Origin of the sequence: Paraburkholderia fungorum (assembly GCF_902833645.1) — a bacterium.
In the GTDB taxonomy this organism is placed as follows: domain Bacteria; phylum Pseudomonadota; class Gammaproteobacteria; order Burkholderiales; family Burkholderiaceae; genus Paraburkholderia; species Paraburkholderia fungorum.
In genome coordinates this window covers 138,955-152,741 of record NZ_CADFGE010000002.1, presented here as the reverse complement: position 1 = coordinate 152,741, position 13,787 = coordinate 138,955, and the positions used below count along the sequence as shown (strand labels likewise).

At 62.5% G+C, this 13,787-nt stretch carries 10 protein-coding genes and 2 pseudogenes; 1 reads left to right on the top strand and 11 read right to left on the bottom strand.

The window, feature by feature from the left end:
• The first annotated feature begins 81 nt into the window (after positions 1–81).
• Positions 82–369 carry a DUF4148 domain-containing protein gene (locus tag HWX91_RS07415; RefSeq protein ID WP_028194503.1) on the top strand — a complete coding sequence of 96 codons (288 nt, stop codon included), beginning with the start codon at positions 82–84 and terminating at the stop codon, positions 367–369.
• 98 nt (positions 370–467) lie between these two features.
• Here the strand turns inward: HWX91_RS07415 and HWX91_RS07410 are convergent, their stop codons facing one another.
• The 11 genes and pseudogenes from HWX91_RS07410 to HWX91_RS07360 all read right to left on the bottom strand — a co-directional run bounded on the left by HWX91_RS07410 (position 468) and on the right by HWX91_RS07360 (position 13,321).
• Positions 468–1,229 (bottom strand): hypothetical protein, encoded by a 762-nt coding sequence (locus HWX91_RS07410; RefSeq protein WP_102857552.1) that lies wholly within the window; start codon positions 1,227–1,229, stop codon positions 468–470.
• Between the two features lie 66 nt (positions 1,230–1,295).
• Positions 1,296–3,776 carry a TonB-dependent siderophore receptor gene (locus HWX91_RS07405; protein ID WP_081832929.1) on the bottom strand — a complete coding sequence of 827 codons (2,481 nt, stop codon included), beginning with the start codon at positions 3,774–3,776 and terminating at the stop codon, positions 1,296–1,298.
• Between the two features lie 117 nt (positions 3,777–3,893).
• On the bottom strand, positions 3,894–4,898 hold the full coding sequence (locus HWX91_RS07400; RefSeq protein ID WP_028194500.1) for a FecR domain-containing protein: 1,005 nt from the start codon (positions 4,896–4,898) through the stop codon (positions 3,894–3,896).
• Positions 4,899–4,909: 11 nt separating this feature from the next.
• Entirely contained in the window at positions 4,910–5,422 is a 513-nt protein-coding gene (locus tag HWX91_RS07395; protein WP_028194499.1) for a sigma-70 family RNA polymerase sigma factor, read from the bottom strand.
• Between the two features lie 105 nt (positions 5,423–5,527).
• Positions 5,528–6,430 carry a metal-dependent hydrolase gene (locus HWX91_RS07390; protein WP_028194498.1) on the bottom strand — a complete coding sequence of 301 codons (903 nt, stop codon included), beginning with the start codon at positions 6,428–6,430 and terminating at the stop codon, positions 5,528–5,530.
• A gap of 73 nt (positions 6,431–6,503) precedes the next feature.
• A pseudogene (locus HWX91_RS41190) lies at positions 6,504–6,686 on the bottom strand (SDR family oxidoreductase); the annotation flags it as partial.
• 170 nt (positions 6,687–6,856) lie between these two features.
• Positions 6,857–7,729 carry a M24 family metallopeptidase gene (locus HWX91_RS07380; RefSeq protein ID WP_028194496.1) on the bottom strand — a complete coding sequence of 291 codons (873 nt, stop codon included), beginning with the start codon at positions 7,727–7,729 and terminating at the stop codon, positions 6,857–6,859.
• Between the two features lie 237 nt (positions 7,730–7,966).
• Positions 7,967–9,187, bottom strand: a complete 1,221-nt coding sequence (locus HWX91_RS07375; RefSeq protein WP_028194495.1) for an MFS transporter — start codon at positions 9,185–9,187, stop codon at positions 7,967–7,969.
• Positions 9,188–9,209: 22 nt separating this feature from the next.
• Positions 9,210–9,317 (bottom strand): annotated as a pseudogene (locus HWX91_RS07370) (IS6 family transposase); the annotation flags it as partial.
• A 134-nt stretch (positions 9,318–9,451) separates the two neighbouring features.
• Positions 9,452–12,397 carry a putative bifunctional diguanylate cyclase/phosphodiesterase gene (locus tag HWX91_RS07365; protein ID WP_028194494.1) on the bottom strand — a complete coding sequence of 982 codons (2,946 nt, stop codon included), beginning with the start codon at positions 12,395–12,397 and terminating at the stop codon, positions 9,452–9,454.
• A gap of 129 nt (positions 12,398–12,526) precedes the next feature.
• Positions 12,527–13,321 carry an N-acyl amino acid synthase FeeM domain-containing protein gene (locus HWX91_RS07360; protein WP_028194493.1) on the bottom strand — a complete coding sequence of 265 codons (795 nt, stop codon included), beginning with the start codon at positions 13,319–13,321 and terminating at the stop codon, positions 12,527–12,529.
• Between the last annotated feature and the right edge of the window lie 466 nt (positions 13,322–13,787).

Genomic DNA, 13,787 nt, shown 5'->3' with positions numbered 1-13,787 from the left:
CAGTGCTCCGACAGCTGAAATGACAAGAATAGGAAACGTGGTTCAGACCACTCATTTCTTGCACTTCACCGGAGAGACATCATGAAACTGCTTACCGCTATTGCTGTTGCCGCGCTCAGTTTGCCGTTCGGAGCGAATGCGTTTGCGCAATCCAATCCGTCGGGACTCACACGGGCTGAGGTTATGGCTCAGTTGAAACAAGCTCAGGCCGAAGGGCTCGTGCCGACGCCCAATAACGACTATCCCCCTACCGCGGTGGAGATTGCGCGTAATCGGGAGATTTATGACATTCAGCATCACACGGATGGCGCTGGCGCGGTCAAGACGGCTGGCGTACCGGCCGCGGATGCGGGGGCGGCTTCTAACTGATGCCCGGTCTGCTTTCCGACGGGAACTGACGACGGACTACAGCGCGAGGCAAGGTTTTATTATCGCCCAGCGTTCAACGTGAATGGGCAAGGCCTCATTCAGGCTAAACCGAGCGCCCAATCCACGGCCGCATCAAACAGACTGTTACCCGCCGGCGAGAGGTTGCCGAAGGTGTCGTTGTTCAGGAAGAACATCACGCGCCGGGCCGGCGCCAGCGACTCGTAGTCCATCGTGGCGCCTTTCTCATAGGCGAAGATCGCCGCCTTTTCAGGCTGGCCATACAGCGTTGCGATGGTCGTCGCGCCCAAGCCCGGTTTGCCCCAGCTCATCGCGGCCTGCTTGACGTAGACGTTCGTCACGCCCGCCGGCAAGCCGGCCGCAATGGGGTGGGGCGCGTTGACCAGCCACAGGTAACGCTCCTTTTCCGCTTCGCCAAAATCGACGTCGTGACGCTTGCCCGTCATCGCGAAGTCGTCGAGCAAATCGTTTTCCCATGTCAATAACGGCTTGGCCAGGTAGCGCCAGCCTCCCGCCACCTGTTTCGATGAGACCGTCGATGAAATGACGACCAGATCCGCGTCGCCCACCGCCTCGGGCGGTTGCGCCTGATCCAGCATGCGTACGCTGTAGCCGCGCGCGGTCAGGTGCGCCGCGATCTTCTGGTCGACGGCCAGGCTCGGGCCATTCAGTTGCACGAGCATCACGACTTTCTTGCCCGCGCGCGGATCGCTCGATGCGGCGCGCGCGGCGGGTGTCGCGACCGCCAGCACCGCACCGAGGCTCGCCGCGGTAGTGAGAAAGGTCCGGCGTTTGCGGGCGGGCGCCAGACCCTTGTTAGCGCGACGGTTCCAGAGTTTCATCGTGACTCCCATATCCTGTTGATCCATTGAACCCACATATCGTGCGTACGGTGTCCGTGCGCACGCCTAGAACTCGAGCGTCGACAGCAAGGAGACCTGGCGCGCGTCGCCAACCGCGACGAAGTAGCGGTTCGCGCTCGACGGGTAGTAGGTCTTGTTGAACAGATTCTTCACGTTGAGCTGGAACGACAGATGGCGATTGCCGAGTTTTGTTTCATAAGTGGCGAAGGCATCGGCGACGGTGTAAGCCGGCAGCGTGAAGCTATTGGCCGAATCGCCGGGGCGTGGGCCGACATAATGCGCGCCGGCGCCCACCCGCAACTGGTCGCCGCCGAAGATCGTGCCGAAGTCATAGACCGCAGCCAGCGATGCCGTATTCTGCGGCGCATTCCACAGGCGCTTGCCGGCATACAACGGGTCTTCGGTGGTTTTCGCGTCGATGTACGCGTAGCTTGCGATCACGCTCCAGTGCTGGCCGATCTGCCCGGCCACATCGAGCTCCACTCCGCGTGAACGTGCCTTGCCGGCCGTGCGCCAGTCGGTCTGTTTGGTGGCGTCGTTGTACTGCTGCACCAGCACGTTTTTCTTGTCGATGTTGAAAAGCGCCAGCGTGCCGCTGAGGCCATTGGGCATCGCAATCTTGGCGCCGAGCTCCCACGACGTGGCTTCTTCAGGCTGCACCGACGAATCGATCACCACGCCGGTGGCAAGCGGCGCGATCGTCGAGGTCGGCTTGAGCGACTGGGTATAGCTGCCGTATAGCGAGACCGTGTCGGTCCATTTGTAGACCACGCCCGCGCGCGGCAGCCATTTGCTGCCGTTGATGTCCGTATTGACGACAAACGGCCGACCCTTTCCCGCGATCTGGTTGTAGCTCAGAAAACGCGCGCCGCCGATCAGAATCCACTTGTCGGTGAGATGCAAATTGTCCTGGAAGAAGAACGAGCGGTCGTGCAGCGTGTCGGTCTGATCGCTGTCGCTTGCGGACACGGTGGTCGACGGGCTCTCGCGTCCGTAGATCGGATTGAAATAGTTGAACGGATATTTCGTGGCCTGGCGCAGCAGGTCCTTGCGATAGATGCGGCGGTACTCGCTGTCGACACCGACCTGCAAATCGTTGCGCAAACCCGCCAGGTTGAAATGACCGTCCACGTATGCGATCGCGTAGCTGTCCGTGCTGAGCGCGCCATGCGTCGCGTCGTTGCTGCGCGACACCGCGCCGGTCGTGCTGTTGATACCCTGCACGCGCAACTGACCGGCGTCGTAGGTCTCGCGGTTGTAGCTATAGCCGAAATGAGCCTTCCAGTTCGCGTTGATCTGGTGATCGACGCTGATTTGCGCGAGGTTCGATTCGCCGTCCATTTCGTTGAACGGTTCGTCGAGACGTTCGCGGCTCGAAATCGCAAGCGGCTGGTTGGTCTTCGGATCGAGCGCGGTGCCGCGGTCGAACGGATAGAGAAACTTGCGATATTCGTACGACACCACCACCTGGGTATCGCGTCCGTACCACGCGAGCGACGGCGCCACGAGCGTCTCGCGGTGCTCGCCGAAGTTGCGCCAATACTGCTCGTCGGTCTGATCGACCACGAGCCGGTAGGCGAGACCGGAGTCGCCGATCGGCCCGGTTGTATCGAGCGTGGCGCCGGCGCCGTTGCGGCCGTGTCCGTAGGTCGAACCGAGCACGGAGATCGCGTGATAGGGCTGAAGCAAGGGCTGCTTGCTCACCACGTTGACGACGCCGCCCGGGTCCATGATGCCGTACAGCAGCGAGGTCGGGCCTTTGAGCACTTCGACACTGTCGGCCGCCGCGTTCAGCGCGCGCCCTTGCACCAGCGGCATGCCGTTATGCATGATCGAACCGTCGCGATTGCCGCCGAAGCCGCGCTTGAGCAGGGTGTCCTGCGTGCCGGCCAGCGTATTGCCTTGCACGATGCCGCTCACGTTCGCAAGCGCATCGTCGAGATTACGCGGACGCTGGTCATGCAGCACCTGGGACGGCACGATGTTGACGGCCTGAGCGGTGTCGAGCACCGGCGTGTCCGAACGCGTTACCACCGAGTCGGCAGGGGGCCGGTAGCTGCCGGCTTTCACCATTGTCGAACTGACCGTGACGGCGGGGAGGGTGGTGCCGTGCGGGTCGCCGTCGTCCGCTGCCGCCTCAGTGCGCGGGACGAGCGTATAGCCGCCATTGGCCTGCTGCGTCGCGCCGAGTCCTGTGCCGCGCAGGATTCGCTCGAAGCCTTGCCTGACGTCGTAATCGCCGTGCAGGCCTGCGCTCGTGCGCCCGTCTGTCAGTGCCGCCGGAAAGGACAGTAACAGCCCGCTTTCGCGCCCGAAGCGATTGAGCGCCGCTTCGAGCGGCCCGGCCGGAATGTCGTAGTTCTTGCGCGCTGGCGCCTCGGCGGAAGACGGCGCATCGGCCGCCAGCGCCACGTTGAACGGCAGTCCGGCGGAGATCAGTGCGGCCGTTGCAATGTGCCGCGCGCGCATCGCGCCACGACTGCCACGGCGGCTATTGCCGGGGCGGGTGTTTCGATACTGTCCCATGTTCAAAGCTCGCTGGAAGGGTGACGATGTGTTGCTCTCATCTCCCTTGTCACGCGAGATTCGAAAACAGCTCACAACAGACGAAAAAAATTTCAGCGATGCCAGGGCTCGCCGGTTTCAGGCACGCGCTGCGCGCACGGTGCCCCAGTAGCGCGTAATGAATACGACCTTGACCGGCAAGGTTGCGGCCAGGGTGTCGAGCACACGCTCCGTGTCGGCGAGCGGGAAGGTGCCCGAGATCCGCAAATCGGCCACGGACGGATCGCAACCCAGATGTCCCGCGCGATAGCGATCCAGTTCGGCTACGAAATCGCCGAGCCGCATGCCGCTCGCGACGATCAGACCATCCGTCCAGGCCGCGTCGTTCTCGCTGAGCGGCTCGACCGCTCCGACGGTGTCGTGCGTGAAGCGGACGCGTTGTCCGGCACGGACCACCGGCGCAAGGCCGGCTGCGTCGCGCGGGCTGACCCGCACCGCGCCCTCGAATACATCGAGGCGGCTAAGCGCACTCTGCTGCCTGACGGCGAAGCGTGTCCCCAAGGCTTGCAAACGCCCTTGCGCGGTCTCGACAATGAACGGCCGTTGTTCGCCGGCGGGATGGCCGGTCGCGATCATGATTTCGCCTTTGATCAGGCGCACCTGCCGTTCGGTGCTGTTGAAGCCGATATCGATGGCGCTGTCGGTGTTAAGCGTGACGCGGGTGCCGTCGGCAAGTGTGAGGGTGCGGCGCTGGCCGGGCGCGGTGTGCGCATCCGCACTCCATGCGCGCCACGGCAGGTGTTCACCGGCGAGCCATGTCGCGCCGCCGGCGAACAACAAGGTCGCGAGGACTTTGACGCTCGCGCGGCGCCTGGCCGATCCGGTACGCGTCAGCGCCGCGCGAGCGGCCGCTGCGCCGCCTGCGTCCACAACGCCCGTGCCTGCTTCGGTGAGTCCCCTGAAGCGACTGCTGACGCTGCAGATGTGCTGCCACGCGCGTTCGTGATCGGGATGCTCGGCGCACCAGCGCGCCAACGCGAGTTGCTGGGCGCGCGTGTCTTTACCGGATTGCAATTCCATCCACCACTGCACGGCGCGCATGGCGATGTGTTGCGGAATATCGGGTCTGGCGCTCGCGTTCATCCGTCGATCCGTCAGGCCACGTTCAGCGCAAAGAAACACTGTGCGCCGGCGCGCACCAGATGACGTTTCACGGTCGAGATGGAAAGCTTCAGTTGTGCGGCGATCTCGGCGTGGGTCAATCCGTCGAGCTGGGCCAGAAGGAAAGCACGTTTGACGGCGAGCGGCAGCCGTTCCAGCAGGCTGTCGATCTCGCACAGCGCTTCCAGAAGCAGCGCGCGCTCTTCAGGTGAGGGCGCGAAATTCTCGGGCACGAGCGCCAACGCTTCCAGATACGCACGCTCGATCTGCTCGCGACGCCAGTAATTGGCCATCACGCGTTGCGCGACCGTGGTTAGAAACGCGCGAGGCTCTTGCAGACCCAGCGGTTCATCACGGGCGAGCAAACGCAGGAACGTGTCGTGCGCGAGGTCGGCCGCACGATGCGCACAGCCGAGCTTCTTACGCAGCCATGCGTGGAGCCAGCCGTGATGATTGCTGTAGAGCGCCTGCATCTCGTGATGCAGGGCCGATTCGTTTGCCGCCATGGCCCACCGGGCGCGTCAGATCCGTGGATGCGACGCTTTTGTAAATGAGAATGATTCGCATCATAACATGTCAAAATGTAAGGTGGAAAGGCGTCAACTCACGCATTAGCCTGCTTTACGAACCCAGTTGCCCCCGTGAGCCGCGGCTCGCGCTGCCGGCGAGGTCGCGAGATAAGCCAGCGCCTGTTCAGTGGAGCCTTCGTGATGGGGCGTGTAGCGTGGATTGAAATAGCGCAACGCCGCCGCAATCATTTTCCAGAACGACGGCAGACAACGGCGCCGCGCTCCGGCGCGCCACGCGAGAATAAAGCCGTAGTACCTGCCGGCAGCAGGATCGCGTTGATGCATGAAGCGTGCGCCGCGCGTCAGGAAGTACAGCAGAAGCATGACGGTCGAGAGCATATGGAAGCAGCGTTCGAAATAGGTGCCGCCCATATGCCGGAAGATGTCGAAGGCCACCGTGCGATGTTCGACCTCTTCGGCACCGTGCCAACGCAGCAGGTCGAGCATGGTGGGGTCGGCGTGGGCTGCATCGAGCCCGTCGGCATTCAGCACCCAGTTGCCGAGATAGCCGAAAAAGTGCTCCAGCGCGGCGATCACGCCAAGCTGCTGGCGCAGCCAGAAGCGAGTTTTGCCGATCTTCAGCCCAAGCGGCTGTTCGCCGAGCAGCTTGCCGAACAGCCAGTCGAGTTGTTTCGTGAAGGGCTGCGTATCGATGCCGTGTGCCTTGTAGTAATGCGTGAGCACACCGCCGTGCGAGCGCGAATGCACTGCTTCCTGACGGAGAAAACCCTCGGCGTCGTCGCGCAAGGCCGGGTCGGTAATGAGCGGCAGCGCCTTGTTGTAGACGCGGCAGAACCATAGCTCGCCGGCTGGGAACAGCAGGTTCAGCACATTGATGATGTGCGTGCTCGACGGATCGCCCGGAATCCATTGAATCGGTGTTTGGCTCCAGTCGAACTTCACGTGGCGGGCCTTGATCTTGTGCTGGGTTTGCTCCTGGTTCATAACGGTCTCCGACGTCTGATTGGTGAGCCCACTGAGTTCAGCGCGGCATCATGCTGATGCGGGCGATCGCGCGGGTGAGCGGCACCTGGTGCCGTGCGGTCAGTTCACGGCGCCGGTACTTCGGCACCCATCGCGAGAGATCTTCGGATAGCGCCGGACTGACGTATTTGTCCAGCGTCGGCACGATCGCCTGGACTGGGGCGTGCGCGTAATGCTTGCGCGGCATGAACAGGCAGCGGATGAAGTTGGCGCGGTACGGGTAGCCATGCACGAGGACCACGGTCGGCCGGGCGGGGCCGCCCCATGCGCTGGCGGCCAGGGTCACGTCGCCCGGGCGCACCGCGAAACTCGTGCGATGCATCGCGGGCGGCGCCTCGTACAGCGTGAGCGGCACGGGTTCGGTCAAAAGCTGCATATGCGCCTCCGTCATGCCGCGGCCAACGCCCGTCCGCGCTGCGCCCAACGGCGCACATGCGGCAGGTCGTCGTCGAGCCAGTAGGCGTCGTCTTCGGTGATGACGAGCAGTTCTTCGAACTTGGCGCCCACGCCCTGAAAGCCGAGATGCGGCTCGACGGCCCACAAGCCGGGCGTCGGTGCATGATCGGAACGGCGATCGATCGACCACAGCGGCGACCAGCCTTCTTTCCTGCCGGCGCTCACCTGGTCGAGGACCAGATTGCGCGTGGCGTTCAGACCGAAGCGCGCCACGAAGCGCGGCTTGGCGGGGTTGTGCAGTTTCGCGACACGATGCGCCAGCACCTTGAACGGATAGGCCTTATGGCGCGGCTCCACGCCCTGTTGCCTGCATAGCAGGTCGACCGCGCGCGCCACGTCGGCAAGTGTGCGCCGTTGCTTGACCATACTGACGATCAGTTCGCGGTGTTCCGCGAGATCGTCTTTCAGTTGCTCGAGAATCGGATTCGTACCGACGCAGGTGGCGTAGCCGACATCGGCGATCACCCCGTTCAACACGGGTGCCACGTCGAGAATGATCGGCATGTTTTCTTCCAGACGGCGTGAACCCGGGAAGAAGGCGAGATTGAAGCCCGCCATGTGCGACAGCCCGGAGAAGCCCTCAAAAGCGGTACGGTCACCAAACCAGGCGAAGGGTTTGTGCAGCCAGTCATGCACGCCATGGTCCTGTAACCATTCGCTCAGCAGCCGGGCGGCGTCCTTTTCCGTCATGCCCGGTCGAAGCAGGTCGCCGATGCTCTCGACGCACCGGTACGCCAGTTGCTGGACTTCGCGGAATTGCGCCAACTCGTCCACGTTGACGTGTGGAATGGCCTTCTCGCCCATGCCTGCCTCCCAATATGCTGTCCGACAGGCGTACAGCAGCCCAGCACGATGACATTTTTTATTGTTACATTGAATGATGTAACGATTGGATGCTACACCATGAAAAAGACCAGTCCACTGGTTTTTTCCCTGGTGGGTCGTCGGGTGGGGAGGAGTGCGCTCCGGTCGGGATCGCGTCCAGTCGACTGAACTGAAGTCCGATCACCGACTGAAAGCGGGGGCACGCTCGACAGGACGCTAAACGGCCGGTCGATCAAGGTCGCGGGGTATGGATGCAGTCGCGATGGCGGCTATGATTGAAGCGATGCCGGCCATCACGAACGTCGCGGAAAGGGAGGTCGTGATCACCATCCCCGCAATGGCCGATCCCAGCGGAAAGCCGGCGAGATTCAGGCTCATCGAGATGGACAGCACCCGGCCGAGCTGACGCGGATCGGTGCGCCGCTGACGCAAGGTTAGCAGCGCGACGTCGATTGGACCGGACGCCACCCCGGCAAGCATCAAACCGATGGCTAAGCCGCCAAAGCCGAATTCCGCTGCAACCGGCCATGCGGCCAGGGCGGTGACGATCATCCCGGCCGCCATGATGAGGCGTTCACGGCCCGTGGTCCGCAGATGGCCGGCGAGAAGCGCTCCCAGGCCACCGGCCATACCCATCGCGGCCCACAGCAAGCCGGTTACTGAACTGCCCACCGCGCTGGCGTAGTGGTTAGCCACGAATACCGGAACCACCACAACGAGAACGCCCCAGGTGGCCTGATACAACGAATAGGAAATGGCGAGTCCCCGCAGCGTCGGCTGACGCGCGACCATCTGGATGCCCTCGATCGTCTGGCGCAGCAGAGATGTCTGGGTGGAGGCGAGGCCGGGCAGATTCTGGACGTAAGACAAACAGATCGCCGCACCCGCGTAAGCCACGGCGATGACGGACAGCGCGGACTCAGGTCCGAACGAAGCAACGATCAGCCCGGCCAAACCGGGTCCCACCACGTCGACCACGGCGTAGACCGCGGTGTCCAGCGCATTGGCCCGATCGAGCGCGTGGGCCGGCACCAGACGCGGCAGCAGGGTTCGCGTTCCCGCCGCGCCCAACGGACCGGTAAGCGAGAGCAGCACGACCAGCACAAACAGAACCGGTATGCTGGCCCAGCCAACCCAACTGGTCATGCTGATGGCGGCGATGTAGATCGCGCTCGCGATCAGATCGATCCTCAATGCCGTTGTCGGGCCCATACGGTCAAGCAGCGCACCCGCGATGGGGCTTACGACCAAGCCTGGGACAATCGCGGCGAATGTCAGCCATCCGGCCAACGCCGGCGACGAAAATCGCGTCAGCACGAACAGCACTAATGTCAGGGTGAACATGCGCCCGGCGAGGCGCGACAGAGTCGCCGCAAGAATGAGCGAAGACAGGCTGGGGATCTTGAGAAGAGCACGATAGGAATTCTGTTGTTCCATGGTGGCCTGTTGGTGGAGCCGGCTCGACGTCGCGCAGACTCAGGCTGAAACGGAAATACCACCGAACCGCGCACCTGATGACGACGGCAGGGAAGCGGTGACCGTGATAAAGCGATTTCGTTTTCTTCACCACTTCATTCTACCGTCGCCGCTTCATCAACCTGCCAGCGCCGCGAGGCCACCTCGGTTGTATAGAGCCGCCACCCCTTACGCGGCACGGCGAAGAATGCGAACGCGCCAGTGGTCTGGGCGTGGCCAGCCGCTTCAGGCCGCGCTTTCACGCTCCATGCGCTGTTCATCAGCGCCGCCGCGCTGTGTCTGCTGCGCATTCAGATAGCGTGTGAGGTCGGTATTAGTCACGAAGCTAGCGGCCGAGGAGGCCGTGAGAATGTCCTCGGCCTCTTGCGGTTTCGCGATCGCGAAACCTTGCACGTAGTCGACGCCCAGTTCATTCAGCGCGCGCAAGGTCTCGAGGTCTTCGACCCATTCAGCAATGCTGCGCATGCCGAGATTGCGTGCCAGGCTAATGATCGCCTCGACGATCGCGACGTCGGCCGGATGGTTACACATTGTGCGCACAAACTCGCCGTCGATTTTTAGTGCGTCGGCCGACAGCTTCTTGAGGTAACGAAGTGAGGTCTGACCCGCGCCGAAATCGTCGATCGCGATCTTTGCACCCATGTCGTGGACGCGCGCGATGAAGCGCTCCGTATGCTCGAGATCGTGCAGCGCGACGCTTTCGGTGATTTCGATGCACAGGTAATGAACGACGTCTTCGTGACGCGAAAACAGCCCGAACAGCTCGTCGAGAAATTGTTCGTCGTTGAGCGAACCGCCGCTCAGGTTCACGCATACGAAGCGAGTGGTGGAGAGCGACGCGCGGTTGTCCCTGAGCCATGCGAGCGTCGTCGAGAGTACCCATCGGTCGATCGCGGTGATGGTACCGGAGTCCTCCGCGGCGGCGATCAGTTTCGCAGCGGTCGCGACCGAGCCGTCCGGCATGCGCAGACGCAGCAGCACTTCAAAGTCGAGCGCTTCTGTCGGTGCGCGCATCGACATGATCGGCTGCATCACGAGGAACAGCCCCTCGGGTAACCGGCTCTGTCCCAGCGCCTCGATCAGGCTGATCTCGGCGGCGCGCTCCTCAAAGGCCGGCGCGCCCTTGCGCAGTGCGACGAGCCGCGCATTGCCGCCGCGTTTTGCAGCGCGACACGCACGGTCGGCATAGGCGAGGGCGTCGAGGACTCGCTCACCTTGCGAGCACTCGACTACGCCGACCGATCCTCTGATCTGGAACGCTCGCGTGTCGACATTAACCGGTGCGGAGTTTAGCGCCGAGACGAGTTCTCGGCAGCGCGCGACCGCATCGTCGATTTCCATGTTCACGAGCACGCAGACGAATTCGTCCCCGCCGATTCGCCCGATCGGCACGTCGGAACCGAGGCGCTCGACGAGGCGCGCAGCGACATGCCGCAGTATCTCGTCGCCGGTCCCGTGGCCGAACAGGTCGTTTAACAGCTTGAAGCGGTCGAGATCGAGATACGCGAGCGCCCACGGACCGTTTTCGCCGCTTTGCCGGCTGATTGCATGCTCGATACCGCGACGGTTCAGGAGACCGGTGAGTGGGTCGTGCTCGGCCAGGAAGTGCAGCCGCTCCACAGCTTTCGAGCGGTCCGTCACGTCCTCGAGCGAGCCTTCGATGAAGCCGTTCGCGCGAATCGCTCGCAACGAGTAGCGCCGCGCCTCTGTCTTCGTGCCGGCTGTACCCTCGATCTCGATCGACGCCGAGTCGTCGCGCTCCAGGAGTTCAGCGAGCGCGCGCTCGGCGCCCGGGGCGAAATAGTCGGCCCAGCGATGCGCGCCGTGGTGCTGTTGAGGCAGGCCCAACATCGAGTGCAGCGCCGGATTGGCGCGAAGGAAGGCGCTGTCCCCGCTCAGCGTGAAGAGGCCGATCGGCGTGACGTCATACGTGTTGCGCAGTTCGATTTGCATTTGTCGGCGCCGCTCTCGCTCTTCGCGCATACGTTCCGCAATAGCGAACGCACAAAGCATGCTCGACGACAGTGCTGTCACCACGGGGCTCAGCGCGCCGGCCAGCGCCTTCACGCCGAGCGCGGCGGCGAGTACTTGCGACAGCGTCGCGAATAGCACGATGCCCATTGACGCGACATACCAAAGCACGGTCCGTGAGCGGGCCTTGATGAACAACTGTACGAGGAAATAGGTCAGCACCAGTATGCAGAAGCTGGCGCACGCCCAGAGCACGGGAATGAAGTGCGCGTAGCTCAGCGTACATGCGGCGATCATCAGCAGGCAGCCGCCATACCGCACGGCGTGCAGGCTCCAGCGCAGGCCGATTGCTTTCAGCTCGCGGCGAAAAAGCTCCACAAAGAGCGTCGTGGTCAGCACGTAATAGGAAGCGAACGTGAATTCCCGCAACAGTGCGATATGGTCAGGCGGAATGAGCCAGCCCATCCATTCGGTATCGAAGCCCATTGCGTTGGCGCTCAACCGGAGATTGCCGACGAGCCAGGCGGCAAAGATCACGTAAGTCCATTCGCGATTGATGATTGCTGTAACGAATACGAAGATCGCGAGCGTCAGCAGGCCGCCAGTGATCAGCGACGCGCTCTGGGTAAAGTCGAGGGCGGATACCTCGAGCTCCTCGGCGTTCGTTGCGGATGCGGTGATATACGCGGGTCCGGAGAAGGTGCCTCGGCACAAGATCTGCGTTTGAGCGGCGTGCTCGTCGAGCCTCAGCGCAAAGCCGGCCTTGTTGGCGCGCATCTCTCCGCTCGTGCCTTGGCGGTTGGCCGCGCCGAGCAGCGTCAGGACGGGGCCGGTCCGCCAGCAGGACAGCGCCTGTGCGTGCCGCGACGGCAGGTCGATGAATGTCGGGCCTGCGCCGCCCAGAGCAGGCGCGGTGAGCATGAACCAGAAGGGTGTTTCAGCGAGATGGGTACTAAAACGTGCAGTGGGCGCGGCGTCGCGTAGGCGGGCGATGGCGGTGGCGGGTGACAGTGTCGCCGACGGATCCGGAATCACGGGAAAGCTGAGCGCGACCATTCCTGTCGTGTCAAATTGGCGCGGCGCCCAGAACACGACTGCGATGCTGCCGAGCACAATCACAAATGGCGCTACGTATACCGAGAACCGCTGAAAAGCCCAGCCGGTCAGTCGGTCCCGGAGCGCCCACTTAACGCGTGTCATTTGCTGCCCTTCCCCAATGACTTCACTTTGGTTTCATTGTGATGCTGCGATAGTCAGTCGCGAAAGCACGACTGCGCTGACGCGACCGATCTCCTGTCCGCCCGGATTTCTTCGGACGGACATCTTGCTTTACGTTTCGCTCAGCGGCCACAGATGACCTGAGGCGCTGCCCGTCAGGCCACCGCAATCAGCCTCATGGCCCGCTGCGCTCTGATTTGATGCGCTGGTGATGTCGATGTCAATGTGATCCGTTTCAAAAAAGAAGCCGTAGAACGGGTGATTAACCTTCGCCCAACGCTGACGGACCAAAGCAACCGGTTTCGCCATTACGCGATGTGGCAACCCTCCAACGTGCGCCATCGGAAGGAATTCGTTGTGGCCGTACACATCGCCGAATAACATCGCTTCATATTCCCGATCGAGCGGTGAGCGCGCCGTAATTAACATCCAGTCGACCCCATTCTGCGCACAATACATGAAGAACGCTTTGCACAGCGCCACCTTCACCATGCGACCGATCGAACCGCGCGCGACTCCAAGCCTCGTCGCCTCAGCGAGGCTTGCCTGACTCAGCCAGTCCGGCAGACGGACCGATTGTTCGACGGCTAGCGGACCGAATGTATTGGTCTGGACCCGCATGGTGCCGAGCGGGCCACCATCCAGACGCGATTGCGCGAGTAGCACAACGGTGCCGGGCGCGCGGTCCAACGTCTCGACGACCATGGTCTCGGCGAATTCCGGCACGTGACGTCGATAGGCGGCGCGACGCATCTCGACGGCTTTGTCGAGGTCAGCCAGGTTACTTGCCACCTGTACCGTAAACGGCAACCTTTCCGTTTTCTTTACGGTGTTCTGATTGAATCGTTCTTCGAGCGACGTGTAGCCCGTATTTTGCGTTAAAACAACTGAATCGATGCGGTCCATTTCAACCTCGTAGACGGATGAGAAGAAAAGTCTGTCGCCTTGGAAGCGATGGAGTTGCTTCCAAGGCGACAGACTAGATTCTCATGAACGCAAACGAGGTGACTTAAACGGCGGGGAAAATTTGGAGAGGCGGGTTTTGGTGGGAAAGGTTTGGAAACCCGAGAAAATTAGCGCCAACGGTGAGGCGCGGGTGCGCTGCGCTTGCAGCGCGCTGACGGCGCGCGCTGCCCCACCGCGAAATGTCATCGGTCAGGCGCGCCGCCGGCATGGGCACGGATCGCAGGATGTCGATCGCGCGGACCACCGCGGCGGCCTGCCGGGTCCGGCTGGCCGTCTCATCGCCCATCGCGACACAACCCTTTTTCGTACGGCAAGGATTGCGAGACTCTTTTTTAAAATACGGATGGCTGCTGGTCCCGCAGGCGCAAGGCCGGCTGAATCTCTGTCAATCAATCGCAACTGAAGT

Coding starts and splice junctions, on each gene's coding strand:
- HWX91_RS07405 (WP_081832929.1), bottom strand. CDS start 3,776: ATGGGACAGTATCGAAACACCCGCCCCGGCAATAGCCGCCGTGGCAGT.
- HWX91_RS07400 (WP_028194500.1), bottom strand. CDS start 4,898: ATGAACGCGAGCGCCAGACCCGATATTCCGCAACACATCGCCATGCGC.
- HWX91_RS07390 (WP_028194498.1), bottom strand. CDS start 6,430: ATGAACCAGGAGCAAACCCAGCACAAGATCAAGGCCCGCCACGTGAAG.
- HWX91_RS07375 (WP_028194495.1), bottom strand. CDS start 9,187: ATGGAACAACAGAATTCCTATCGTGCTCTTCTCAAGATCCCCAGCCTG.
- HWX91_RS07395 (WP_028194499.1), bottom strand. CDS start 5,422: ATGGCGGCAAACGAATCGGCCCTGCATCACGAGATGCAGGCGCTCTAC.
- HWX91_RS07365 (WP_028194494.1), bottom strand. CDS start 12,397: ATGACACGCGTTAAGTGGGCGCTCCGGGACCGACTGACCGGCTGGGCT.
- HWX91_RS07360 (WP_028194493.1), bottom strand. CDS start 13,321: ATGGACCGCATCGATTCAGTTGTTTTAACGCAAAATACGGGCTACACG.
- HWX91_RS07415 (WP_028194503.1), top strand. CDS start 82: ATGAAACTGCTTACCGCTATTGCTGTTGCCGCGCTCAGTTTGCCGTTC.
- HWX91_RS07410 (WP_102857552.1), bottom strand. CDS start 1,229: ATGAAACTCTGGAACCGTCGCGCTAACAAGGGTCTGGCGCCCGCCCGC.
- HWX91_RS07380 (WP_028194496.1), bottom strand. CDS start 7,729: ATGGGCGAGAAGGCCATTCCACACGTCAACGTGGACGAGTTGGCGCAA.